Genomic DNA, 25704 nt, shown 5'->3' on the forward strand with positions numbered 1-25704 from the left:
CACGTCCCCCTGACTTTGTGAACTTCTGAACTTCCGAGAAAGGTTCCGACATGTCCGACCTGCTGCGCGCCCCCGCCGAGATCAAGTACGCCGAGGAACTGGACTGGCTGGAGTCGATCGACGACAACCCCAAGCCGTTCTCCTGGCGGCTGTCGCCGAAGATGGTCCGCCTCTTCGTCCTCGGGGCCGAGCGCGCCGACGGTCTCGACCGGGAGGTCGCCCAGAAGTGGTTCGGCGACCGCAGCTTCGTCGAGCGGTCCATCGTCACCCTCGCCTCCGACCGCGGTCTGCTGCTGATCGGTGACCCCGGCACCGGCAAGAGCTGGCTCGCCGAACTGCTCGCCGCCGCGATCTGCCGCAACTCCACCCAGGTGGTGCAGGGCACGGCCGGCACCACCGAGGACCACATCAAGTACTCGTGGAACGTGTCCATGGTGATCGCCAAGGGCCAGTCGCGGGAGTCGATGATCCCCTCGCCGATCATGACCGCGATGGAGACCGGCACCATCGGCCGCTTCGAGGAGCTGACCCGCTCGACCAGTGACGTCCAGGACGCGCTGATCTCGATCCTCTCCGAGAAGTACATCTCCGTGCCCGAACTCGACGGCGCGGGCGGCGAGAACATCGTCTTCGCCAAGCCCGGCTTCTCCGTCATCGCCACCGCCAACAGCCGCGACCGCGGGGTCAACGACCTGTCCTCCGCGCTCAAGCGCCGCTTCAACTTCGTGCGCATCCCCGTCATCACGAACAAGAAGAGCGAGGCGGAGATCGTCCGCTTCCGCACCGAGGAACTGCTGCGCCGCCACCAGATCGAACTGGACGTCCCGCCGACCCTGCTCGACGTGCTGCTCCAGAGCTTCGCCGACCTGCGCGCCTCCGCCGCCGCGGCCGGCAGCGACGACGAGAAGCTGGAGTCCGCCCTGTCCACCGCCGAGCAGATCGGCGTCCTGGAGGACGCCATCCTGCACAGCAACTTCTTCGGCGAACGCGCCCTCACCGCCCGGACCCTCGCCTCCTCCCTGGTCGGCTCCCTGGCCCGGCGCGAGCCGGAGGACCTCGCCATCCTCAACAAGTACCTGCACGGCGTCGTCGAGCCGCGCGGCAAGGAAGAGGGCGGCGCCTGGCCGGAGTTCCTCGAGGGCGGCCGCGACGCGATCGCGACCCTGTCATGAGCGGCGGCACCTTCGAGGCCCTGCGCGGCCAACTGCACGAGGCGGCCACGGCGTTCGCCGACGGACCCGGCGCCCTGGAAGGCATCCTGCGGGGCATCGTGGACGACGTGGAGCGCGCCGTCCGCGAACCGCTGGAGATCTTCCCGGTCTGCCACCACTCACCGGCCTCCGCGATCGCGATGGCCCGCCGGCTGCGCGAGAAGCAGCCCAAGGTGGTGTACCTGGAGCTGTGCGAGGACATGGCCCCGCTCCTGACCGAACTGCGCAACTGCCGGCTGCCGGTGGCGGTCCAGGCGTTCGCCAGCGAGGTCGAGGGCTTCCCGGCCGACTGGACCCCGCTGTCCGTGGTCGCCCCGGTCACCGAGGCGTCCGCCGAGTACCAGGCCATCGCCTACGCCCTCGACACCCCCGGCGTCGAACTCGTCCTGGTCGACCGGTCCTCCGACCACGTCTTCCAGTGGGAGAAGCGGCGGGAGAACCTCCCGGCGGTCGCGGCGGAGGACGGCGGGACCGACCCCGACACGGCACCCGCCGACGAGGAGAGCGCCCTGCACGGCGACGCCGTCGGCGTGGAGATCGGCGACCTGCGCCCCCGCTTCGCCGAACTGGAGGAGCACCTGCTGCGCCACGGCCGGGTCCGGCACTGGTCGGAGTGGTGGCACCAGTTCGTCGAACTCCCCCTCGGCGACAGCGACCACGACACCTACCGTCAGGTCATGCTGCTCATCGGCAGCCTCTTCCGCCGTCTCGCCCCGGGCGACGCGCACCGCGTGCGGGTGGACGAGGACCGCGAGCGGTACATGTGGACCCGGATGCGCGAACACCTCGCCGCCACCGGCACCGACCCCGCCGACTGCCTGTACGTGTGCGGCGCCTTCCACGCGGCCAGCCGCGTCGAGGAGTTCGGGGTGCACGGCAGCGACACCTTCACCATCAGCCCGCCCAGCGGCACCAAGTGGCGGCACGGGCTGATCCCGTCCAGCCACGCCGCGATCGAGGCGCAGTTCGGCCTGGCCGCGGGTTCGGTGTCCATCGCCGCGACCGAATGGCAGAAGAACCTCAAGCGGACCCGCGTCAAGCCGTACCGGCTCGCCGGTCAGGCGGGCACGAAGAAGCCCGCCAAGGCCGCGCAGCCCGTCCGGGCACTCCCCGCCGCCGAGGCGCCGGCCGCCGACCGGCTCACCGGCTTCCTCCAGCGCCCGCCCGTCCTCGACCGGCTGGACGAGGCGGAACTGCTCGGCTGGTCCGTGGACATCGTGCGCGCCGCCCGGCGCAACGGCTACCTCGCCTCCACCGCCGACGCCATCGCCGTCTTCGAGACGTCGATCCTGCTCGCCGGGATGCGCGAGCGCGCCAAGCCGACGCCGTACGACTTCCAGGACGCGGCCGTCACCTGTATCGAGAAGGACCGGGTCCCGGGGCGGCGGGACGTGCGGCGGCTGGTCGAGATCATGATGGGCGGCGACCGCGTCGGCCAGGTCGGCTACGACGCGCTGCCGCCGCTGGCCCGCGACGTCCACGACCGCCTTGAGCCGCTCGGCCTGCGCCTCCAGCAGCGCGGGGTGGTGCGCGCCCTGCTGGACATCGCCTCCCGGCCCGAACTGGAGCGCTGCTCGGACGTGCTGTGGATGCTGCGCCGGCTGATGCCGGACGGCGCCGCCCGGCCCATCATGGGCGAACGGCGGCTGGGCGAGCGCCCCATCCAGGAGTCCTGGGACCTCTCCCTGGGCACCCACCAGCGCGCTCTGATCGAACTCGGTTACGAGGGCGTCAGCATCGAACAGGTGCTGGAGCAGCGGCTGCGGCGCGCCGCGTACGCGCCGCAGGCCACCGCGGCGACCGTCCTCGAAGCCGTCGAGGACGCCATCCTCTACCTGCGCAGCCGCCGCCTCGCCGACGAACTGGGCACCCACGCCCTCGACGTGCTGGCACGCGAACGCAGCGTGGACGGCGCGCCCGAGGTGCTGCGCCGCATCCGCCGGCTGCTCGCGCACTACCGCACCGCCGAGCCGGTGCTGCCGCCGTGGATCGAGTCGTTCGTCAAGACCGGCTACGCCCACTACTGCACCCTGCTGCCGACGGCGTTCACCGACGACGACGCGACCGTCCGGCAGGTCGCGGCCATGCTGGGCTTCCTGTTCGGCATGGAGGGGCTCGCCCTCTCGCTCGGCTGCGACCGCACCCAGCTCGAACTCGCCCTGGCCCAGTCCCATCCTGAGGAGCCCGACCGCATCGCGCTGCTGTGGGCCGCCCGCACGCACCTGGGCACCCTGTCCCGGGCCGAGCTGCGCGAGCGCTGCGACGAACTGCTCGGCAACCCGCTGGTGGTGCCCGCCTACCCGCGCTATCTCAGCGGCTTCGTGCACGCGCTGGAGCCGGTGCCGGGTCTTGCGGACTTCGTCGTCGAGGCGGTGTCGAACGCGTTCGCCCGGCTGCCCGACCCGGTCCTGCTGCCCTGGCTGCCGACCCTGATCACCACCCTGCGGGCGAGCGGCACCGAACTGGCCCCCCTCCTCATCCGCGAGGCCGGCCGGATCTTCCCCGCCCGGCTCGCCGAGCTGGACGGCTGGGTGCCGCCGTGGCGGCTCCCGCAGCGGCCCGCGGGCGCGCGGGCGGAGCCGGCGGCGGGCCGGGCGGCCGGTGCCGCACTGGCCGCAGCCCACCCCGCGACCTGCGACGCGCTGGCGGACCTGCTGGGCTGCGACGGCACCTGGGAGACCGCGGGACCCGCTCCCGGGGCGGCGCTCCTCACCCGGCACCCGCGGACCGCGCGGGACCTCACGGAGCTGCTGGGCGTGGGCTGACCGGCAGGGCCGCCACCAGCCGCCGGACGGTGTCCGCCGCCAACGCCGGGTTGGCGGCGGCATGGTGGGCCAGCTCCTCGTCGTCCAGCAGTTCGGCGAGCCGGTCCTGCGGCAGGTTCGGGTGGCGGGCCAGGGCGGCGCGGACGGCCGGGTCCGGATCCCGGGTGAGCCGCGCCACGGTCTCCGGCGCGCACCCGGGATCACGGGCGGCCAGTGCGCGCACGACGGGGTCGGCGTCGTCGGCGTGCACGGCCAGTCCGTCGGTCGGGAACTGTGGCCGCAGCAGCAGGTCGTCGCGCCCGAGGCCGGTGTATTCGAGGAACGCGCGCAGCAGCAGCGGCGGCGGGGCGTCGGGGTGGTTCTGCGCCAGCAGCACGCGGACGCCGAGGTCGTCGTCGGCGGCCAGGCGCTCCAGCAGGTCGGCGGGAAGGGTGTGCCGGCTCGCCGCCCGGCGCCGCAGCAGCGGATGGGCGGAGAGCGCGTCCCGGCGGACGGCCTCGGGATCCCGGGGAGGCAGGGGCGGCCAGTGGTGGAGGAACGGCCCGTCCTGCGGGACGTCGTAGTCGATCCGCGCCCGTTCCTCCTCGCTCCACGCGGGATGGACGGACACGGCGAGCCGCACCTTCGGGTCGGGGTCCTCGGCGAGGGCCCGGCGTTCGGCGGGGCCGAGCTCTGCGCGGCGCGCGATCCGCTCCCGCACCTCGGGGTCGGGATCGCCGGCCAGCAGGACCACCACGTCGGCCGGCAGGCTCGGATTGTTCGCGATCATCGCCCGCTCGTCCGGACCGGCCGGATCGGTGAGGACCCGGTCCACGACGGCCCGGCTGAGGGCGTCGTGCAGCAGCGCCCCGGTGCGGGCGTGCGACGGGTGGGCGGGCAGCGTGCTCTCCACCCACGCCGGGTCCTCGTGCCGCAGATGCCGCAGCGCCGACTCCCGGACCTCGTCGTCCGGGTCGGCCAGCAGGGCGGCCCGGGTCTCGGCGGGCAGCGATCCGAACGATCCGGTGCCCCACAGCCGCAGCCGTGCGATCGGATGGGTGGGCAGCGCCCGGCGCAGCGCGGCGGACATCTGCCGGTCGAGGCTGAAGCCCAGGTCGTCCCGGGAGTAGGTGGTGATCATGCGGACGACGGTCTCGTCCGGCAGCGGCCGCGGGACGACGGGGTCGGTGGTCCTCGGGCCTTCGGCGAGATGCGCGCGGACGAACCAGTCCGGGTCGTCCACCAGCCGCGCCCGCACGGCCGGGTCGACGTGCGGATTGCGGACGAGGAAGCTGCGGGTGTACCGGTCCGGGTGCGCGATCGCCGCGTCGGCCACCGCCCCGGGCAGATCCCGGTCCCGGCACAGCACCATCCGTACCGCGAGCGGGGCGTCCGCCAGCAGTCGCAGCAGGATCTCGTCGGGAGCGGACGGATTGAGGGCGAGCCCGGCCAGCCGCCGGGTGGGCAGGTCGGCCTCGTTCCAGATCTGATCGGGTGTCGGCATACGGTCGGTTCCCCCAGTACTCCACGACGACGCACAGGTCCCCGGCCGAGGCCGGGGACCATGACCTTAACCGCGACGGCCCAGCTCAGACGGGGGGCGGGGTGCCGTCCGCGTGCAGCCAGGAGGTGAGCGCCCACCACCAGTGCAGGGTGTCCAGCGGACCGGTGTCGCCGTCGGTGAGGGACGCCGAGGTGATCTGCCGGAGCCGCCCCAGCCGGTAACGCACGGTGTTGGGGTGGGTGAACAGCGCCGCCGCCGTCTGGTCGAGCCGACGGCCGTTGTCGAGGAACGTCAGCGCGGTGCGCGCGAGTTGGCGGTGGAAGTCGTTGCCCGGATCCAGGGCGCCGAGCAGCCGACGGCTCACCAGCGAGGCCAGTAACGGCTGTTCGGACAGGGCGATCCGGCCGGCCAGGTCCGTGACGTCGTACAGCCCGCGCAGCCCCCGCTCCAGGCCCAGCGCGGCCGCACGCGCGCACAGCCGGTACAGCGCGGGCAGTTCGGGCAGCGGAGCGGCGGGCGCGATCACCACCACGGCCCCGGCGTCGATCTCGTCGGCCGAGGGCGGCCGCGGGCACAGTCCGGCGAGACGGCCGTCGATCAGCGCCGTGACCACGTGCGGCGACCGCAGCGCCGGCCGCCCGCCCGGCAGCGCGGCGAGACAGCGGTGGTGTCCCGCGGCGTCCGCCCGCACCCCGGCCCGCGCCAACTCCTCGGCCCGCGGCGGCACTTCCCCCAGCAGTGCCTGACGCAGCAGCCGCGTCCGTACGGCGTCCAGGGCGCGTGGGGAGTCGTGCTCGGCCGCGCGGTAGCCGTTGATCACATGGCGTTCGACCGCGTTGCCGTACTCCTGGAGCCGCAGCACCACGGAGAGCAGGACGGCGTCCGCCACGCCTGCCGACCGGCAGCGGTCCACCGCCAGTTCGGCCGCCCGGGCGAGCGCCGCCTGCACCCCTTGCAGGACGGCGGTCATCGGCACGCCCTGCACGGCCCGGTCGGCGCCCAGCAGCAGCGCGGCGGTGAAGTCCTGTTCCTCGACCGAACCCGACCGCTCCAGCGCGGCGAACCAGGGTCCCGCCGCCCGGATCATCGCCGTGACGTGCGAGCGGGTCGCCTCCTCGGTGAGCCGGGACAGTTCCGGGGAGCGGCTGCGGGCCACCCGGACCAGTTCCCCGCACACGTCCGGGTCGCCGGCCATGTCCCGCAGGACCGCGGTGACCTGCTCCGGGCCGTGAACGACCGTCATGGTCCCCCTCCCGCCCGGCCGCTGTCGCCGGGCCACAAGCAGGCGGGCGCCGCGTTGGCTGCCGCGCACTATCGCAGAGCTGTGTCGGCCTGGTTACCTGTTGGGCTACCGACGGTAACAGCGGGGATGTCACAGGAACACCCCTCGCGCACGCCCCCGTGCCCCACCCCTGCCCCACCCCTCGCGCACGCCACCCCCATGCCCCACGCCACCTCCATGCCCCACGCCTCGCCCAGGAGGGCCGCCATGGACCACCCCGACGCCGCCTCCGGTGTCACGCGCCGCCACGCCCTGACCGTGACCGGCGGAGTCCTCGCGGGCGCGACCCTCGCCGCCCACGCCTTCCCCGCCTTCGGCGCCGAGTCGCAGCAGGCCGACGCGATCGTCGTCGGCCACGGACTCGCCGGCCTGGTCGCCACCGCCGAACTCGCCGCCGCCGGCCGCAAGGTGCTGCTCCTCGACCAGGAGCCCGAGGCGAGCCTCGGCGGCCAGGCGTTCTGGTCCTTCGGCGGGCTGTTCTTCGTCAACTCCGACGAACAGCGCCTGATGGGCGTCAAGGACACCTACGACCTGGCCTGGCAGGACTGGCAGGGCACGGCCGGCTTCGACCGGGGCGTCGACGACCCGTCCGGCCAGGACTACTGGGCGAGCCGCTGGGCCAAGGCGTACGTGGAGTTCGCGTCCGGCGAGAAGCGGTCCTGGCTCTCCGGACTCGGCGTGCAGTGGTTCCCGATCGTCGGCTGGGCGGAGCGCGGCGGCGGCCTCGCCACCGGGCACGGCAACTCGGTGCCCCGCTTCCACGTCACCTGGGGGACCGGCCCCGCCGTCGTCGAACCGTTCGAGAAGAAGGTGCGCGCCGCGGTCGCCGCGGGCAAGGTCACCTTCAAGTTCCGGCACCGCGTGGACGAGATCGTCACCACCGGCGGAGTCGTCACCGGCGTACGCGGCGCGATCCTGGAGCCCAGCAGCGCCGCCCGCGGCAAGCCCAGCTCTCGCACGGTCGTCGGCGACTTCGAACTGCGCGCCCCGGTCGTCGTGGTCACCTCCGGCGGCATCGGCGCCAACCACGACCTCGTCCGCCAGAACTGGCCCGCCCGCATGGGCACCCCGCCCAAGTTCATGGTCACCGGAGTGCCCGCGCACGTCGACGGCCGGATGCTCGCCATCACCGAGCGGGCGGGGGGCCGGATCGTCAACCCGGACCGCATGTGGCACTACACCGAGGGCCTCAGGAACTACGACCCGATCTGGCCCGGCCACGGCATCCGCATCCTCCCCGGCCCCTCCTCGATGTGGTTCGACGCGAAGGGCAAGCGGTTCGACACCCCCGACATCCCGGGCTACGACACCCTGCACACCCTGAAGACCATCACCGAATCCGGCTACGACTACTCCTGGTTCGTCACCACCCAGAAGATCATCGCCAAGGAGTTCGCGCTCTCCGGATCCGAGCAGAACCCGGACCTCACCAACAAGAACGTCTGGCAGCTCCTGTCCCGGATCTGGCAGACCCCGGAGCCGATCGAGAAGTTCAAGAACAAGGGGGAGGACTTCGTCGTCGCGACCACCCTCACCGACCTCGTCGCCGGCATGAACAGGCTCACCGGCACGCACCTCATCGACCTGGCCGACCTCAAACGGCAGATCGAGGCCCGCGACCGCGAGATCGAGAACCCCTACACCAAGGACGTCCAGGTCATGGGCATCCGCAACGCCCTCTCCTACACCGGCGACTCGCTCAGCCGCACCGCCTCCGCCCACCGCATCCTGGACTCCAGCGCCGGGCCCCTGATCGCCGTACGGCTCAACGTGCTCACCCGCAAGACCCTCGGCGGTCTCCAGACCGACCTCTCCGGCCGCGTCCTGGACAGATCCGGGAACCCCGTGCCCGGCCTGTACGCGGCCGGGGAGGTCGCCGGCTTCGGCGGCGGCGGAGTGCACGGCTACCGGTCCCTGGAAGGCACGTTCCTCGGCGGCTGCCTGTTCTCCGGACGCCAGGCGGGCCGCGCCGCGGCGGCGGCGACCGCGACCTGACCGTCCAGCGGCTCCGCGACCTGACCGGTCGTCGGCGGATCACCGTCCCGACCCGGCAGCCTCTCAGATCACGGTCCAAACGAGCGAGACATGCGGTGAGTGGCCCGACTCACATGGCCAACCCGGTCACTCACCGCCACGATGGACCCCGTCACCCGCAGGCCGAAGGGGTCCAGGATGTTCCGCAAGGTGCTGGTCGCCAACCGTGGCGAGATCGCGATCCGTGCGTTCCGCGCCGGCTATGAGCTGGGCGCGCGCACGGTCGCCGTCTTCCCCCATGAGGACCGCAACTCGCTGCACCGGCAGAAAGCCGACGAGGCGTACGAGATCGGCGAACCGGGCCATCCGGTGCGCGCCTACCTCTCCGTCGAGGAGATCGTCGGCGCCGCCCGCCGGGCCGGCGCCGACGCCGTCTACCCCGGCTACGGGTTCCTCTCCGAGAACCCCGAACTCGCCCGCGCCTGCGAGGAGGCGGGCATCACCTTCGTCGGACCGGACGCCCGCACCCTCGAACTGACGGGCAACAAGGCGAGCGCCGTCGCCGCCGCCCGCGCCGCCGGGGTGCCCGTGCTCGGCTCATCCGCGCCCTCCACCGACGTGGACGAACTGGTGCGCGCCGCCGAGGAGATCGGCTTCCCCGTCTTCGTGAAGGCCGTCGCCGGCGGTGGCGGCCGCGGGATGCGCCGGGTCGAGGACCCGGCCGTCCTGCGCGAGTCCATCGAGGCGGCCAGCCGCGAGGCCGCGTCCGCCTTCGGCGACCCGACCGTCTTCCTGGAGAAGGCCGTCGTCGACCCCCGCCACATCGAGGTGCAGATCCTCGCCGACGGCGAGGGCAACGTCATCCACCTCTTCGAGCGCGACTGTTCGCTCCAGCGCCGCCACCAGAAGGTCATCGAGCTGGCGCCCGCGCCCAACCTCGACCCCGTGCTGCGCGACCGCATCTGCGCCGACGCCGTCCGCTTCGCCCGCGAGATCGGCTACCGCAACGCGGGCACCGTCGAGTTCCTCCTCGACCCCGACGGCAACCACGTCTTCATCGAGATGAACCCGCGCATCCAGGTCGAGCACACGGTCACCGAGGAGGTCACCGACGTCGACCTGGTGCAGGCCCAGCTCCGGATCGCCTCCGGCGAGACCCTCGCCGACCTCGGCCTCTCCCAGGACACCGTCACCCTGCGCGGCGCCGCCCTCCAGTGCCGGATCACCACCGAGGACCCCGCCAACGGTTTCCGTCCCGACACCGGCCGCATCAGCGCCTACCGCTCCCCGGGCGGCTCCGGCATCCGTCTCGACGGCGGAACCACCCACGCCGGTACGGAGATCAGCGCCCACTTCGACTCCATGCTGGTCAAACTGACCTGCCGGGGACGGGACTTCCAGGCCGCGATCGGCCGCGCCCGGCGTGCCGTCGCCGAGTTCCGCATCCGCGGCGTGGCCACCAACATCCCGTTCCTCCAGGCCGTCCTGGACGACCCCGACTTCCAGGCCGGGCGGGTCACCACCTCGTTCATCGAGCAGCGCCCGCACCTGCTCACCGCCCGGCACTCCGCCGACCGCGGCACCAAGCTGCTCACCTACCTCGCCGACGTCACCGTCAACAAGCCGCACGGCGAACGGCCCGACCTGATCGACCCCACCACCAAGCTGCCCGCGCTTCCCGCCGGTGAGCCGCCCGCCGGGTCCCGGCAGCGGCTGGTGCGGCTCGGCCCCGAGGGCTTCGCCCGCGCGCTGCGCGAGTCGCCGACCCTCGGCGTCACCGACACCACCTTCCGCGACGCCCACCAGTCGCTGCTCGCCACCCGGGTGCGCACCAAGGACCTGCTCGCCTCCGCCCCGCTGGTCGCCCGCACCCTGCCCGAACTGCTCTCCCTGGAGTGCTGGGGCGGCGCCACCTACGACGTCGCGCTGCGCTTCCTCGCCGAGGACCCCTGGGAGCGGCTGGCCGCCCTGCGCGAGGCCGTGCCCAACATCTGCCTCCAGATGCTGCTGCGCGGCCGCAACACCGTCGGCTACACCCCGTACCCGACCGAGGTCACCGACGCGTTCGTGCAGGAGGCCGCGGCCACCGGCATCGACATCTTCCGCATCTTCGACGCCCTCAACGACGTCGGCCAGATGCGCCCCGCCATCGACGCCGTACGCGAGACCGGCACGGCGGTCGCCGAGGTCGCCCTCTGCTACACCTCCGACCTGTCCGACCCCAACGAGCGCCTCTACACGCTCGACTACTACCTGCGGCTCGCCGAGCAGATCGTCGACGCCGGCGCCCATGTCCTCGCCGTCAAGGACATGGCGGGACTGCTGCGCGCACCCGCCGCGGCCAAGCTGGTCTCCGCGCTGCGCCGCGAGTTCGACCTGCCGGTCCACCTGCACACCCACGACACGGCGGGCGGCCAGCTCGCCACCTACCTGGCCGCGATCCAGGCCGGCGCGGACGCGGTCGACGGCGCGGTGGCCTCCATGGCGGGCACCACCTCGCAGCCCTCGCTGTCCGCGCTGGTCGCCGCCACCGACCACTCCGAGCGCCCCACCGGCCTCGACCTCCAGGCCGTCGGCGACCTGGAGCCCTACTGGGAGGGCGTCCGCCGCGTCTACGCCCCCTTCGAGGCGGGCCTCGCCGCCCCGACCGGGCGCGTCTACCACCACGAGATCCCCGGCGGCCAGCTCTCCAACCTGCGCACCCAGGCCGTCGCGCTCGGCCTCGGCGACCGCTTCGAGGACATCGAGGCCATGTACGCCGCCGCCGACCGCATCCTCGGCCACCTGGTGAAGGTGACCCCGTCCTCCAAGGTGGTCGGCGACCTCGCCCTGCACCTGGTCGGCGCCGGTGTCTCCCCCGAGGACTTCGAGGCCGCGCCCGCCCGGTACGACATCCCCGACTCGGTCATCGGCTTCCTCCGCGGCGAGCTGGGCACCCCGCCCGGCGGCTGGCCGGAGCCCTTCCGCACCAAGGCCCTGGAGGGCCGCGCCGAGGCCAAGCCCGTCAACGACCTCACCACCGAGGACCGCGAGGGCCTGGAGAAGTCCCGCCGTACCACCCTCAACCGGCTGCTCTTCCCCGGCCCGACGCGCGACTTCGACACCCACCGCCAGGCGTTCGGCGACACCAGCGTGCTGGACAGCAAGGACTTCTTCTACGGGCTGCGCCCGGGCAAGGAGTACGCCGTCGACCTGGAGCCGGGGGTCCGGCTGCTGATCGAGCTCCAGGCGATCGGCGAGGCCGACGAGCGCGGCATGCGGACCGTGATGTCCTCCCTGAACGGCCAGTTGCGGCCCATCCAGGTCCGCGACAAGGCGGCGGCCTCGGACGTCCCGGTGACCGAGAAGGCCGACCGCGCCAACCCCGGCCATGTCGCCGCCCCGTTCGCGGGCGTGGTCACCCTGGCCGTCGCCGAGGGCGACGAGGTGGCGGCGGGCGCCACCGTGGCCACCATCGAGGCGATGAAGATGGAGGCCACCATCACCGCCCCGGCCGGGGGCCGGGTGAGCCGTCTGGCCATCAACCGGATCCAGCAGGTGGAGGGCGGCGACCTGCTCGTGGTCGTCGGCTGACACACCGCAAGGGGACCCGCCGCCCTCACGAGCGGCGGGTCCCCTTGCGTTCCCGGTCAGCGCAGGACGGTCTCCCAGGTGTCCACGGCGTAGTGGACCGTCATCCCGTGCCGGGCGTAGAGCCGCGGCGCGCCGGTCGCGTTGGAGGTGTCCACGCCGAGCCCCACCACGTCCCGGCCCCGCGCGGCGAAGGCCGCGAACGCGTGCCGGAGCAGCAGCCCGGCCAGTCCCCGGCCCCGGGCCTCGCTCAGCACCCCGATGCCCCGGATCCAGCCCATCGCCTCGCGGTCGTCCCGGGCCATCAGGAACCCGGCGTCCCCGAGGCCGTCCACCTCGGCGATCCACACCAGCGACCAGTCCAGACGCACCGCGTCCAGGTCGTGCAGCCACGCCTCGTACGCGCGCGGCTGGAAGTCGAAGTGGTCGGCGAAGGACGCCTGGTACAGCGCGTGCACCCGCTCCCGGTCCGCCTCGTCGGCGCAGGGCCGCAGCCGCACCCCGGCCGGCGGCTCCGGCGTCAGATCGGTGGCCGCGTCGACCGTCCGGCGCAGCACATGGTGGCGGCGCACGGCCGACCAGCCACGGTCGCCGAGCAGTGAAGTGTCCAGCGTGGGGCGGACGTTGAGGTGCAGATGGACCACGGCCCGCTCGGCGCCGTTCTCCCGCGCCTTCTCCAGGGCCCGGTCCTCCATCGCCTTCAGCACGACCAGTCCCGTGTCCTGACGGTCCGGCAGGACGTAGTGGTCGATGTCGATGCGCTCGCCGCCCGACTCGTCCCACAGGAGTCCGTAGGCCACCAGCCGGTCCCCGTCGAAGGCCAGCCAGGAATCACGGTCGAGATCGGTCTCGGGATGCTTCAGATCGGCCTCGACGGTGTGCAGATCGGTCTCGGGCCGGCCGATCTCGATCACATCGATCTCGTTGAGCAGAGCGGTGACGGCGGGCGCGTCGGCGAGCCCGGCGGGGCGAAGGACGTAGGACATGAGCCCCAGCCTCCGGGGGAGGGGGTTTCGCCGCAACGCATTTTGACGTCCTGCGAGGTGCCGCCGTGAGCCCTGTATGCGCCCCCGCGTGCCTGGGCAGAATCCGTTCTGCCAGTGATCATGCGGGCGGGGTGTTTCAGGCGCCCCGCCCCGAACTACCCGGGAAGGCAGGTCGGTTGTCGTGCAGTTGCGTCTTCCCACCTCCATATCCGAAGCACAGCGGTGTCTCGCGGAGGGGGCGGTACCGATCGGCGGGGCCACGCTGGTGTGGGCCGCCTGGCAGCGGGACGGCTTCCCCGAGCAGGCCGTCTCCCTGCGCAATCTGCCCGAGGCCACCGCCGTCGGGCCCGAGGAGGTCGGCGGGGCCGTCCTCCTGCACCGTGTGGACGCCACCGTGCCCGAGGCCCTGCACCGGGCCGCCTCCCAGGTGGGAACGGGCGCGGTCCGCCGTACGGCCACGGTCGGCGGCAACATCGTCGGCAGCACCCTGCGCGACCTGCTCCCCGCCGCCCTCGTCCTGGACGCGCGGGCGACGGTCCTGGAGTCCGACGGCGTGTACGAGGCGGACCTGTCGGAGGTCGTCGCCAAGCGGCAGCTCCTGCTGGGGCTGCGCTGGAACACCCCGCTGGCCAGCGGCTACCGCAAACTGGAGGGCGACCCGGGCGGCCCGCCGCCGCTCGTCGTGGCCGCCGCGGTCCAGTCCGAGGGCGCCGGTCCCGGCCGGCTCAGGGTGGCCGTCCGCGACGGCTACGAGGTGCTCAGCGAGAGCACGCCGTACGACCCCGACGCGGACCGGGCCTGGACCGCGCTGGAGCGCACCGACCTGGGCGGACTGCCCGCCCAGGCCCGGGACACCGTCCGCGCCCAGGTCACCGACGTCCTGGCGCGCGCCGCCGGCTGAGACACCGGACCGAGCGGGCGCCCGCCGGGCTCATGTCTCGCGCACCGGCGCGTACACGTCCGCGTCCAGACCGAACGTCCACGCCACTCCTTCTCTCGCCGTACGGGTCGACGGCGGCACGCGCAGCCAGTACGTGCGGTGCGTGCCGTCCGGCTCCGGGGTGGAGTTGAGGACCTCCACCATCACCACCGCCTCGTCGTTCGCGAGGTCGATCCGCCACAGCGTGCCCGTCCCGTCCCGGTGGACGGGGCGGGCGCCCGAGTCCGCCAGATAGCGGTCGTAGCCGTAGTACTCCAGCATGACCCGGCGCAGTTCCGCGTTCTCCTCGGAGCGGATGCGCTCCGGCGTGAGCGCCGGCAGCTCCGCGAGGAACTCCGCCGGGACCGGCATCCCGCGCCACGCGTACAGCGCGAACCCGTCGGGATAGGCGAGCGCCGGACCGTCCCCGTGGTCCAGCCGGCCCGCCTCGTCACGGTGCAGGGCCACCGGACGCTCGCACACCACCGCCACCCGGGCGAACGGCCACCACCAGCCGGCGCTGCGGCACACCGCGGCCAGCCCGTCCAACGGGCCGTCCAGCATGCCGTCCTGCGTGCCGAACGCGGCGAGCCACGGCGCGTCGTGCTGTCCGAGCACCGCGTCCAGCAGGACCAGCCGGACCGCCGCGGCCTCAGGGCCCGTCTCCCGGCCGGCCAGCTCCGCGACGACCCCGGCGCGGATCCGGTCCACCAGCGACTGCGCCGACTCCCACAGCCGGCCGCCCGTCGCCGCCCAGTGCGCCGACCAGCCCGCCGCGCCCAGCTCGGCGTGCAGCCGGCCGCGCTCACGCGCCCAGGGAGCGCTGCGGACCGCCTCGCGCACACTGGGCCCCGCGTCCGTCAGCTCCCGGACCAGGGTGACCGCCGCACGCGGCGAACCGGCCCACACCACCCGCTCCGGCTCCACGAGCCCCGCCCGCCGGTACGCCCGGCGGATCCCCTCCTCGGCGGCCGCGCGGTCCGCGGGAGCCGTCGACGACGCCCACTCCCGCCACCCGCGCAGCTCGTCGGACGACTCCGCCACCGCCGTACCCCCCGTACCCACCGTGCCGTTCACGTGCCCTGCCCCTCGCTCTCCACCCGGTCCCGACCGCTGCCCGATCTCGCCGCTCAGTCCGCCACGATCCGCACGGACCCGGGGACGTACTCCCGCTGTCTGATCACCCGGTACCAGCCCTTCGGCAGGGTGATCGCGGCGTGCTCCTCGTGCACCACCCGGCCGCCCTGCGGCACATGCAGCAGCAGCGGACCGAACGGCCCCGGCTCCCGCACCAGATCACCCGGACCGACCACCGCGTGGGCGTGCCCCGTGACCTCGCCGAGCGCCAGCACCAGCCGGCCCCGCCCGTCCCGCCGCTCCTTCGGCGCCCGCGCCACATGCGCCGGCACCGCCTCCTCGGCCACGGGCACGATCAGCACATCTCCCTGCCGGTACATGGCTCTCCCCTCACCGCCGGACGCACCGAACGCGCCGGCCTCATGACGACGACCGTACGACCCGGCACTGACAACGCCCCGAAGCCCGCCCCCGCCGACCGGCGTTGTCAGTGGCTGTTGGTAGAACTGCGGGCGTCAGGGATCGCACGTCACGGATCGCACGTCGGGGATCGCAGACCCCTTCCGCACAGGAGCAGCCGTATGTCCTACCCCACCCACCTCACCTCGCTGTACCGGCTGCCCGCCCACACCTTCCCGGGCCCCGAGGGGAAGACGGACGACCTGCCCGCCGCCGACTCCCGCGCCTGGCGGATCGCGAGCGACGTCTACGACGGCGAGGAGGAGTGGACGGCGGCCTTCGCCCGCTTCTGCGACACCGTCGACACCACCCGGGTGAAAGCCCTGATCGTGGGTGCCTGGGAAGGGGCGTACGACACCGACCCCTCCGACGTGATCGAGGCCCTGCTGGCCGCCAAGGACCGCTTCCCGGCACTGCGCGCGCTGTTCCTCGGCGACATGGAGTCCGAGGAGTGCGAGATCTCCTGGATCAACCAGACCGACGTGACCCCGCTCCTCGAAGGCTTCCCCGAGCTGGAGGAGCTGGGCGTGCGCGGCGGTTCGGGACTGCGCCTGTCCGCCGTGCGGCACGAGGCGCTGCGCCGCCTCGTCCTGGAGAGCGGCGGCCTGCCCGCCGACGTCGTGCGCGGTGTCGGCGGCAGCGACCTGCCCGCGCTGGAGCACCTCGACCTGTGGCTCGGCACCCCCGAGTACGGCGGCGACAGCGAGGCCGCCGACCTGGAGCCCCTGCTGTCCGGCGGCCGGCTGCCGAAGCTGCGTCATCTGGCGCTGCGCAACAGCGAGATGCAGGACGCCGTCGCCGCGGCCGTCGCCTCCGCGCCCGTCGTCGCCCGTCTCGAGGTGCTGGACCTGTCCATGGGCGTCCTGACCGACGAGGGCGCCGCCGCGCTGCTCGGCGGCCAGCCCCTCACCCACCTCAAGAAGCTCGACCTGCACCACCACTACCTCAGCGAACCCCTGCTGGACCGGCTGCGCGGCACGCTGGAGCCGGCGGGCGTCGAGGTCGACCTCGACCGCGACGGCGTCGACGAGGACGTGGACGAGGACGACGGCACGGTCTGGCGCTGGGTCGCCGTGGGCGAGTGAACACCCCGCACATGCCCGCCGCACCGCCTGCCGCACCGACGGCCTCCGTGCCAGTCGCCCCGCCCTCCGACGGCCCGCACCGGCCGCCGCGGTTCGCGGTCGTCGGCAACCCCGAGAACCGCCGCGTCACCCTCTTCGCCGACGCCGTCCGCGCGGCCGGCCTGCCCGCCCCGCGCGTCGTCGCCTGGACGGACGTCCTGCGCGACGGAGGCGCCGAGTTCGCCCCCGACGAGATCCTCCGCATCGACTCCCCGGGGGAGAACGCGCGCGTGGACCACGCCTGGCGCGGCACCGACGACCCCACCCGGGTCGAGGGCTCCGGCCGCTGGTACGCCGGTTTCACCGCCGCGCTGAGCGGACTGCGCGGCGGCGTCCGCCTCGACGACCCCGACGATCTCGCCGTGCTGTTCGACAAACGGCTCTGCCACGCCGTCCTGGACGCGGCGGGGGTCCCGGTCCCCGCCTCGCCCACCTCGGGCCCGGCCGGCACGCCGGTGCGCGGCTGGGACGACGTACGGGCGCTGATGCTGGAGCACCGGATGCCCCGGCTCTTCGTCAAGCCCGCGCACGGCTCGTCCGCGTCGGGCGTCCTCGCCGTCGAGACGGGCGGCGGCCGGATCCGGGCCACCACCTCCGTGGAACTCACCCCGGACGGACGGCTGTTCAACTCCCTCAAGGTGCGCCGCTACGAGCGCGAGAGCGACCTCGCCGCCATCGTCGACGCGCTCGCCCCCGACGGACTGCACCTCGAACGCTGGCTGCCCAAGGCGTCCCAGGAGGGCCGCGCCGCCGACCTCCGGGTCGTCGTGGTGGCGGGCAGGGCGACCCACGCCGTGCTGCGCACCAGCCGCTCGCCCATGACCAACCTCCACCTCGGCGGCCGCCGGGGCGACCTCGACGCCGCCCGGCGCGCCGTCGAGGCGGCAGGCGCCCGCTGGCGCGACCTGCTCGACGTCTGCGAACGGGCGGCCGCCTGCTTCCCGCGCACCCTCTGCGTCGGCGTCGACCTGCTCCCGGCCGTCGGCTGGCGCGGCGCCGCCGTCGGCGAGGTCAACGCCTTCGGCGACCTGCTGCCCCGGCTGACCGGACTGCCCGGCAGCGGGGCCGAGGGCCTGGACACCTACGCCACCCAGGTGGCGGCCGTCCTGCGCGGCGCGCACCTCGGCCGCGGGCGCGGCGCGCACGACCAGTACAGAACAGGAACACCCCATGCCTGAGCCCGAGATGCCCGTACCCCTCGACCCAGTGGACATGAACGAGGTCGTCGGCAGTCACGACATCCTCCTCGTCACCCTCGACACCCTCCGCCACGACGTGGCCGTCGAGCTGGCCGAGGCGGGCCGCATCCCGCACCTCGCCCGCCGGCTCCCGCACGGCCGCTGGGAGAAGCGCCACGCCCCGGGCAGCTTCACCTACGCCTCCCACCAGGCGATCTTCGCCGGCTTCCTGCCGACCCCGGCCGCCCCCGGCCCCCACCCGCGGCTCTTCGCGGCGAGCTTCGCGGGCAGCGAGAGCACCGCCGACGGCACCTTCGTGTACGACACCCCGGACCTCGTCTCCGGCCTCGCGAAGGAGGGCTACCACACGGTGTGCATCGGCGGCGTGGGCTTCTTCAACCGGCAGGGCCCGCTGGGCTCGGTGCTGCCCGGCCTCTTCCACGAGGCGCACTGGGAACCGGAGTTCGGCGTCACCTCGCCCCACTCCTTCGAGAACCAGATCGCCCGCGCGGAGCAGGTCATCGGCGAACTCCCGGCCGAGCAGCGACTGTTCCTCTTCGTCAACGTCTCCGCGCTGCACCAGCCGAACTGGTTCCACCTGCCCGGCGCGACCCGCGAGGCCGGCGACAGCCGCGCGACGCACGCCGCCGCCCTGGAGTACGTCGACCGGCACATCGGCCGGCTCTTCGCCGCCGCGAGCAGCAGGCGCCCCTGCTTCGCGATCGTCTGCTCCGACCACGGCACCGCCTACGGCGACGACGGCTACACCGGCCACCGCCTCGGCCACGCGTGCGTGTGGACCGTGCCGTACGCCCACTTCTTCCTGGACCCCGCCGAGGCCGCCCGATGACCACCGCCCAACTCACCAGCCCCTACCAGCACTACGTCTACGCCTACCCGCACAAGACCGCCTACCGCCCACTGCCGGACCGCCCCGCGCTCGCCGGACTGTGGGCGGACGAGCCCAAGGACGCCCTCTCCCTCTACCTCCACATACCGTTCTGCGAGGTGCGCTGCGGCTTCTGCAACCTCTTCACCCGCGTCGGAGCCCCCGAAGGACTGACCGGCGCCTACCTGGACGCCCTGGAACGCCAGGCCGTCGCGGTACGCGAGGCGCTGGGGGAGTCGGACCAAGTCCGGTTCGCGACGGCCGCGTTCGGCGGCGGCACCCCCACCTTCCTCACCGCGGCCGAGCTGGAGCGGCTCTGCGACCTCGCCGAACACCGCATGGGCGCCGACCTGCGCGCGATCCCGCTGTCCGTGGAGGCGTCGCCCGCCACCGCGACCGCCGACCGGCTCACCGTCCTGGCCGACCGGGGCGCCACCCGCCTCAGCCTGGGCGTCCAGAGCTTCGTCGACAGCGAGGCCCGGGCCGCCGTACGCCCGCAGCGGCGCGCCGACGTCGAGGCCGCCCTCGGCCGGGTCCGCGACGCGCGGATCCCGGTCCTCAACATCGACCTCATCTACGGCATCGACGGCCAGACCGAGCGCACCTGGCGGCGGTCGCTGGACGCGGCGCTCGCGTGGCGGCCCGAGGAGCTGTACCTCTACCCGCTCTACGTCCGCCCCCTCACCGGCCTCGGCCGCCGCGGCCAGGGCCCCGACATCGGCCCCGGACCCGACCCGGCCTGGGACGAGCAGCGGCTGCGCCTGTACCGGGCGGGCCGCGACCATCTCCTCGCGCACGGCTACACCCAGCAGTCGATGCGTATGTTCCGCCGCGCCGACGCCCCCGCCCAGGGCGCCGACGACTACGCCTGCCAGACCGACGGCATGATCGGCCTGGGCTGCGGCGCCCGCTCCTACACGGCCGGGCTGCACTACTCGTTCGACTACGCCGTCGGCATGCACGAGATCCGCGGCATCATCGACACCTACGTCACCACGACCGACTTCTCCCGCGCCGAGGTCGGCTACGCCATGGACGCCCACGAGGCGCGCCGCCGCCATCTGCTGCAGTCCCTGCTCCAGGCCGACGGACTCCCCGTCGAGGACTACCGCGCCCGCTTCGGCGCCACCCCCGCCGAGGACTTCGGCCCCGAACTGGCCCGCCTGACCGACCACGGCTGGCTCACAGGCGCTGATGGGACGATTCTGCGCCTCACCCCGGAGGGCCTCGCCCACTCCGACGCCATCGGCCCCGAGCTGTTCTCCCCGGCCGTGCGCGCCGCGATGGCCGCCTACGAGCGGAAGTGACCGGCCCCCCATGGACCTGACCCTCCTCTACCGCGGCCCGCTCGCCTCCTGCGACTACGACTGTCCCTACTGCCCGTTCGCCAAGCGCCGCGACTCCACCGCCCAGCTCCGCGCCGACCGCGCCGCCCTCGAACGGTTCGCGGGCTGGGCCGCCGCGCAGACCGGGGACCGCCTCTCGGTCCTCTTCACCCCGTGGGGCGAGGGCCTGGTCCGCTCCTGGTACCGGCGCGCGCTCACCGAGCTGTCCCACCTCCCGCACATCCGCAGGGTGGCCATCCAGACCAATCTGAGCTGCCGCACCGACTGGCTGGACGGCGCCGACCCCGGCACCCTCGCCCTGTGGTGCACCTACCACCCGGGGCAGACCCCGTACGACCGCTTCCTCGGCAAGTGCCGCGACCTCGCCGACCGGGGCGTCCGCTTCAGCGTCGGTGTCGTCGGCCTGCCCGAACACCTCGACGCGGCCCGCCGGCTGCGCGCCGAACTGCCCGGCCACGTCTATCTGTGGATCAACGCCGCCGAGGGGCACACCTACACCGACGCGGAGGCCGACACCTGGACGGCCCTCGACCCGCTCTTCCCCTACAGCCGCCACCCGCACCGCAGCGCCGGACTGCCCTGCCGCACCGGCGAGTCCGTGATCTCGGTCGACGGGGAGGGCACGGTCCGCCGCTGCCACTTCGTGCGCGCCGAACTCGGCAACCTCTACGACGGCTCCTACCGGGCCGCGCTGCGCCCGCGCGCCTGCCCGCTCGCCGTCTGCGACTGCCACATCGGCTATGTCCATCTGGAGACGCTGCCGTTGTACGACGTCTTCGCGGGCGGCGTCCTGGAGCGGATCCCCGCCGCACAGCACTCCGCCCGCGTCACGACGATCGCGACACGGGCGGAGAACCGGGACCACTGAAGGCCACGGGGGGCTACGGCGTGGGCTCCACTGCCTGGTGGAGCACGGCGACCTCGCGCGGGCCGAGGACCAGCGCGCCGTCCGCGCCCGCCGTGCCGCCGGTCAGGACCTCGCCCGCCAGTCCGGCCACCGGCACGGTGCCGTCGGTGCGGTTGACCAGGAACAGGAACCGTCCCCGCTCGCCTGCGCGCACGGTCAGCTCCACCGATCCCCGTACGTCCTCGGGGAGTTCGCTGCGCACCCCGGCCGGCTCCAGGAGCCGGGGCAGCAGGGCCCGCAGCCCGTCGACGCCGAGCCGCGTGGAGACGTACGACGCCGAACCGGCCCCCGTCGTACGGCGGGTGATCGCCGGGCGGCCCGCGTGGACGCCGGTGCGGTAGTGGGCCAGGACCTCGGTGTCGGGGTCGGCGAGGGTGATCCGGTCGGTCCACAGGGTGCCGGTGGAGGCGTCGTCCAGTTCCACGCTCTCCTCGGCGAGCAGCGGCCCGAACTCCTCGACACGGATGCCGAGAAGCTCCCGCAGGGCGCCCGGATAGCCGCCCAGCCAGACATGGTCGTTCTCGTCGACGATCCCGGAGAAGTAGGTGGTGACGAGGTGGCCGCCCTGCTCGACGTAGCACGTCAGGTCCTTGGCGAGACCGGCGGGCACCATGTGCAGGACGGGCGCGATCAGCACCCGGTGGCGGGAGAGGTCGGCGCGGGTGGTGACGAGGTCGGCGCGGATGCCGAGGGCGAGGAGCGCCGAGTACCAGTCGAGCGCCTCCTGCCGGTACTCCAGCAGCGCGGTGGGGTGCGAGTCCTGCTCGCTCGCCCACCACGAGTCCCAGTCGTAGACGATGCCGACGGCGGCGCTCTCGCGCTCCGAACCGGCCACCGGGGCAAGGGCCTTGAGGGTGGCGCCGAGATCGGTGACCGCGCGGAAGACCTCGCTGTCGGGGCCGGCGTGCGGGACCATCGCCGAGTGGTACTTCTCGGCGCCCGCCGCCGACTGCCGCCACTGGAAGTAGCAGACCGCGTCGGCGCCGTGCGCCACGTGCAGCAGCGCGTCGCGGGCCAGGTCGCCGGGGCGCTTCGCGACGTTCACGGACTGCCAGTTGACGGCGCTGGTGGAGTGCTCCATCAGGAACCACGGCCTGCCGGACGCGATGCCGCTGGTGAGGTTCGCGGAGAAGGACAGCTCGTCGCGGTCCTGCGGGCCGGGGTGGACGTAGTGGTCGTTGGAGACGAAGTCGATCTCGCCCGCCCAGTCCGGGTAGCTCATGCCCTTGGTGTTGCCCATCACCATGAAGTTCGTGGTGACCGGGATCCCGGGCGTGATCTCCTTCAGGATGTCGCGCTCGGCGATCAGATGGTCCTTGAGGGCGTCCGAGGAGAACCGCTTGAAGTCGAGCTGCTGGGTCGGGTTGGGGTGCGAGGCGGCCAGCCGGGGCGGCAGGATCTGCTCCCAGTCGCTGTAGCGCTGCGACCAGAACGCCGTGCCCCAGGCGTGGTTGAGGGCGTCGAGCGTGCCGTAGCGGGCGCGCAGCCAGACCCGGAAGGCGCGGGCCGCGTCGTCGGAGTGGTCGTAGACGTTGTGGCAGCCCAGCTCGTTGTTGACGTGCCAGGCGACGAGCGCCGGATGGTCCCGGTAGCGGTCGGCGATCTTCCGGACCAGGCGCAGGGCGTGCTCGCGGAAGACGGGGGAGGTGGGCCGCCAGTGCTGGCGGGCGCCCGGCCAGAGCGTCTCGCCGCTCGCGGTGACGGGGAGGATCTCGGGGTGGGCGGTGGTCAGCCACGGCGGCGGGGAGGCGGTGGCGGTGGCCAGGTCGACGCCGATCCCGCCCGCGTGCAGCAGGTCCATGACCTCGTCGAGCCAGCCGAAGTCCCAGGTGTCCGGGCCCGGCTGGATCCGGGCCCAGGAGAAGATCCCCACGGAGACGATGGTGACGCCGGCCTCCCGCATCAGCCGGACGTCCTCCTCCCACACGTCCCGGGGCCACTGCTCGGGGTTGTAGTCGGCGCCGTAGGCCAGACGCGGAGCGGGGTCACCGTCCGCCCCGCGCAGCATGCGGGACTGGAGGGTGGAGATCATGGCGGTCCTTCCGAAGGTGGTGCAGTGGGGCGGCGCGGCCCGGGTGCCGCGCCGCCCGGTGTGATGCCGGTCCTGCGCGGAGCGCTACTTCTCGACGGTGAAGCCCTGCTCCTCGCCGTACTTCACCGAGGCGTCCTGCCACGCCTTGAGGCCGTCGGCCAGGGTGGTGCCGGAGACGTACGCCTTGCCGACCGTGTCGTTGAAGATCGAGTTGGCGTACGGCTGGAACGGCAGGTACGACCAGTCGTCGGCGACGTTCGCGGCCGACTCGGCGAAGATCTTGTTCGCCTCCTGCCCGCCGAAGTACTCGAACTTCGTGCTCTGGAAGTCGGGGGACTCCAGCTCGGCCTTGGTGGCGGGGAAGGCGCCTTCCTTCACGCGGGTGGCGATGCCGTCACCGGAGTTGGCGTACTCGACGAACGCGTAGGCCAGTTCCTTGTTCTTGCCCAGGGCGGGCAGCGTCAGCGAGCTGCCGCCGTTCTCCGCGCTGGCCTTCTCGCCCGCGGTCCAGGCCGGCAGCGCGGCCGCGCGCCAGTCGCCGGCGGCGTCCGGGACACCGGTGACGAAGTTGGCGGGCATCCAGGCGCCGGTGGCCAGGGTGGCGATGGTGCCGTCGCCCAGGCCCTTGTACCAGTCGTCGGTCCAGCCGTTGACGGGCGCGAGGAGCTTCTCGTCGATCAGCTTCTGCCAGACGGCCTCGAACTTGGTGGCGCCCGCGTCCGAGAAGTCGATCTTCACCTTGGTGCCGTCGACCTGGTAGGGGCGCGAACCGGCCTGCCACAGCATGCTGGTGGTGAAGCCGGCGTCACCGGCGTCGTTGGCGATGTAGGCCTTCGGGTCGGCCTTGTGGAGCTTGCGGGCCGCGTCCAGGTACTCGTCCCAGGTGGTCGGGACGGCGATCTTGTACTTGTCGAAGACCTTCTTGTTGTAGAACAGCGCCATCGGGCCGGAGTCCATCGGCAGGCCGTAGACCTTGTCGCCCTCGGTCACCGCGTTCCACGGGCCCGGGGTGTACTTGGACGCGAGCTTGTCGGCGCCGTAGGGGGCCAGGTCGCTCAGGCCCTTGGTGAGGGCGTACTGGCCGAGCGCGAAGTACTCGACCTGGGCGACGTCGGGCACGCCCTTGCCGGCGGAGATGGCGTTCGACAGCGCGGTGTAGTGCTTGTCCCCGGACCGCTCGCTGACCAGGTTGATCTTGACCTTGGGGTACTTCTTCTGGAAGTCGGCGGCGACCGACTTCAGCGTGGGCTCCCAGGCCCAGACCGTGACCGAGCCGCCCTTCTTCAGGGCCGCCTGGATGTCCCCGGCGGAGACCGCCTTGGTGTCCGAGGAGTCGTCCGAGCCGCCGCAGGCGGTCGCGCCCAGGGCGAGGGTCGACAGGAGGGCGAGGCCGCGCAGCAGGCGGCCGGTCTTTCTGCGCATGAGGATGCTTCCACTTCTTCGTGGGTGGGACAGGGCAGGGGTGGGACAGGTGAGGGTGGGGGTGGTGCGCGAACGTGAGGATGGTGCGCGAGTGTGGGGCTGAGGGGGCGGCCGAGGGCCGCCGGATCACTCCTTGACGCTGCCCGCGGACAGACCCGACTGCCAGTACTTCTGGAGCAGCAGGAACGCGGCGATCAGCGGGAGGATGGTGAGCAGCGAACCGGTGATCACCAGGTTGAAGATCACGTCGCCGCCGATGGTCTCCGCCTGGGAGTTCCAGGCGCTCAGACCCAGGGTCAGGGGGTACCAGTCCGGGTCCTTGAGCATGATCAGGGGCAGGAAGTAGTTGTTCCAGGTGGCGACCGTGGTGAACAGCAGCACGGTCACGATGCCGGGGGCGAGCAGCGGCAGGGCGACCCGGAAGAAGGTGCGCGCCTCGCCGGCCCCGTCGATCCGGGCGGCCTCCAGGAGCTCCGTGGGGATCGCCTCGGTGGCGAAGACCCACATCAGATAGAGGCCGAACGGCGACACCAGCGAGGGGATGATCACCGCCCACGGGGTGTCGGTGAGGCCCATCTTGCTGAACATCAGGAAGGTGGGCACCGCCAGCGCCGTACCGGGGACGGCGACGGCACCGATGACCAGGGCGAAGATCCCGCGCTTGCCGGGGAAGGCGAACTTCGCCAGCGCGTAGCCGCCCAGGACCGCGAGGAGGGTCGCGCCGCCGGCGCCGAGCACCACGTACAGCAGGGTGTTGAGGAGCCAGCGGGTGAACACGCCGTCGTCGTAGGTGAACGTCTCGCGGACGTTGTCCCAGAGGGCGAAGTCGCGGGCGAACCACAGGCCGGAGGAGTCGGCCAGGCCCGACTGGGTCTTGGTGGCGTTGACGGCCAGCCAGATCAGCGGGACCACGGTGTAGAGGACCACGAGGGAGGCCAGCACCGTGAGGAGCACGCTGCGCTTCGGCCTGCCGGGCTGATGTCCGCCGCGCGGGCGGCGCAGGCGCGGGGCGCGCCTGCCGGGGCCCGCGGGCTCGGCCGGTGCGGCGGGGGAGGCGGTGGTGAGAGGGCTGCTCATCGG

General features: G+C 73.1%; 18 protein-coding genes. 10 read left to right on the forward strand and 8 right to left on the reverse strand.

The genetic code is table 11. From position 1 onward, the window contains the following. Positions 1-50: 50 nt before the first annotated feature. Together AFM16_RS34665 and AFM16_RS34670 are read left to right on the forward strand one after the other, a co-directional pair. Entirely contained in the window at positions 51-1172 is a 1122-nt protein-coding gene (locus AFM16_RS34665; RefSeq protein WP_078636318.1) for an ATP-binding protein, read from the forward strand. Beyond that, positions 1169-3976, forward strand: coding sequence for a DUF5682 family protein (locus AFM16_RS34670; protein WP_078636319.1), 2808 nt, complete (start codon positions 1169-1171; stop codon positions 3974-3976). Before AFM16_RS34665 ends, AFM16_RS34670 begins: the two co-directional genes overlap by 4 nt. Here the strand turns inward: AFM16_RS34670 and AFM16_RS34675 are convergent. Both AFM16_RS34675 and AFM16_RS34680 read right to left on the reverse strand, forming a co-directional pair. Beyond that, the gene (locus AFM16_RS34675; protein ID WP_078636320.1) at positions 3951-5459 is read right to left on the reverse strand and encodes a hypothetical protein; all 1509 of its coding nucleotides are present in this window, start codon (positions 5457-5459) and stop codon (positions 3951-3953) included. The genes AFM16_RS34670 and AFM16_RS34675 overlap by 26 nt on opposite strands. A gap of 85 nt (positions 5460-5544) precedes the next feature. Then, complete coding sequence (locus tag AFM16_RS34680) at positions 5545-6702, reverse strand: PucR family transcriptional regulator (protein WP_078636321.1); 1158 nt, start codon at positions 6700-6702, stop codon at positions 5545-5547. Between the two features lie 246 nt (positions 6703-6948). On the opposite strand from AFM16_RS34680, the gene AFM16_RS34685 reads away from it, so the two are divergent. After that, positions 6949-8736: an FAD-binding dehydrogenase gene (locus AFM16_RS34685; protein WP_078636322.1), complete on the forward strand. Its 1788-nt coding sequence runs from the start codon at positions 6949-6951 to the stop codon at positions 8734-8736. Positions 8737-8913: 177 nt separating this feature from the next. Beyond that, on the forward strand, positions 8914-12288 hold the full coding sequence (locus AFM16_RS34690) for a pyruvate carboxylase (RefSeq protein WP_078636323.1): 3375 nt from the start codon (positions 8914-8916) through the stop codon (positions 12286-12288). A 56-nt stretch (positions 12289-12344) separates the two neighbouring features. Here AFM16_RS34690 and AFM16_RS34695 read toward each other — a convergent pair whose 3' ends face one another. Further along, positions 12345-13271, reverse strand: coding sequence for a GNAT family N-acetyltransferase (locus AFM16_RS34695; protein WP_078636324.1), 927 nt, complete (start codon positions 13269-13271; stop codon positions 12345-12347). A 181-nt stretch (positions 13272-13452) separates the two neighbouring features. Between AFM16_RS34695 and AFM16_RS34700 the strand changes: the two genes are divergently transcribed. Further along, a complete protein-coding gene (locus AFM16_RS34700) occupies positions 13453-14172 on the forward strand; it encodes an FAD binding domain-containing protein (protein WP_078636325.1) in 720 nt (239 codons plus the stop codon). A 30-nt stretch (positions 14173-14202) separates the two neighbouring features. Here AFM16_RS34700 and AFM16_RS34705 read toward each other — a convergent pair whose 3' ends face one another. Next, positions 14203-15267 (reverse strand): DUF6745 domain-containing protein, encoded by a 1065-nt coding sequence (locus AFM16_RS34705; protein ID WP_030783182.1) that lies wholly within the window; start codon positions 15265-15267, stop codon positions 14203-14205. 53 nt (positions 15268-15320) lie between these two features. After that, entirely contained in the window at positions 15321-15647 is a 327-nt protein-coding gene (locus AFM16_RS34710) for a DUF8820 family protein (protein WP_030783179.1), read from the reverse strand. Between the two features lie 201 nt (positions 15648-15848). Between AFM16_RS34710 and AFM16_RS34715 the strand changes: the two genes are divergently transcribed. From AFM16_RS34715 to AFM16_RS34735, 5 genes are read left to right on the forward strand one after another with little or no spacing between them, the layout of a single operon-like run. Beyond that, complete coding sequence (locus AFM16_RS34715; protein ID WP_078636326.1) at positions 15849-16811, forward strand: STM4015 family protein; 963 nt, start codon at positions 15849-15851, stop codon at positions 16809-16811. Between the two features lie 11 nt (positions 16812-16822). After that, on the forward strand, positions 16823-18028 hold the full coding sequence (locus AFM16_RS34720; RefSeq protein ID WP_179123344.1) for an STM4014 family protein: 1206 nt from the start codon (positions 16823-16825) through the stop codon (positions 18026-18028). A 34-nt stretch (positions 18029-18062) separates the two neighbouring features. Further along, complete coding sequence (locus tag AFM16_RS34725; protein WP_179123400.1) at positions 18063-18878, forward strand: STM4013/SEN3800 family hydrolase; 816 nt, start codon at positions 18063-18065, stop codon at positions 18876-18878. Then, entirely contained in the window at positions 18875-20224 is a 1350-nt protein-coding gene (locus tag AFM16_RS34730; protein WP_078636328.1) for an STM4012 family radical SAM protein, read from the forward strand. The genes AFM16_RS34725 and AFM16_RS34730 overlap by 4 nt, the downstream gene beginning before the upstream one ends. Positions 20225-20234: 10 nt before the next feature. Then, positions 20235-21131 carry an STM4011 family radical SAM protein gene (locus AFM16_RS34735; RefSeq protein WP_078636329.1) on the forward strand — a complete coding sequence of 299 codons (897 nt, stop codon included), beginning with the start codon at positions 20235-20237 and terminating at the stop codon, positions 21129-21131. Between the two features lie 13 nt (positions 21132-21144). Here AFM16_RS34735 and AFM16_RS34740 read toward each other — a convergent pair whose 3' ends face one another. The 3 genes from AFM16_RS34740 to AFM16_RS34750 all read right to left on the reverse strand — a co-directional run bounded on the left by AFM16_RS34740 (position 21145) and on the right by AFM16_RS34750 (position 25701). Further along, complete coding sequence (locus AFM16_RS34740) at positions 21145-23202, reverse strand: beta-galactosidase (protein ID WP_078636330.1); 2058 nt, start codon at positions 23200-23202, stop codon at positions 21145-21147. An 84-nt stretch (positions 23203-23286) separates the two neighbouring features. Beyond that, entirely contained in the window at positions 23287-24624 is a 1338-nt protein-coding gene (locus AFM16_RS34745; RefSeq protein ID WP_030783160.1) for an ABC transporter substrate-binding protein, read from the reverse strand. 126 nt (positions 24625-24750) lie between these two features. Next, positions 24751-25701, reverse strand: a complete 951-nt coding sequence (locus AFM16_RS34750) for a carbohydrate ABC transporter permease (protein ID WP_030783157.1) — start codon at positions 25699-25701, stop codon at positions 24751-24753. Positions 25702-25704 lie beyond the last annotated feature (3 nt).

It is taken from the genome of Streptomyces antibioticus (assembly GCF_002019855.1).
In the GTDB taxonomy this organism is placed as follows: Bacteria; Actinomycetota; Actinomycetes; order Streptomycetales; family Streptomycetaceae; genus Streptomyces; species Streptomyces antibioticus_B.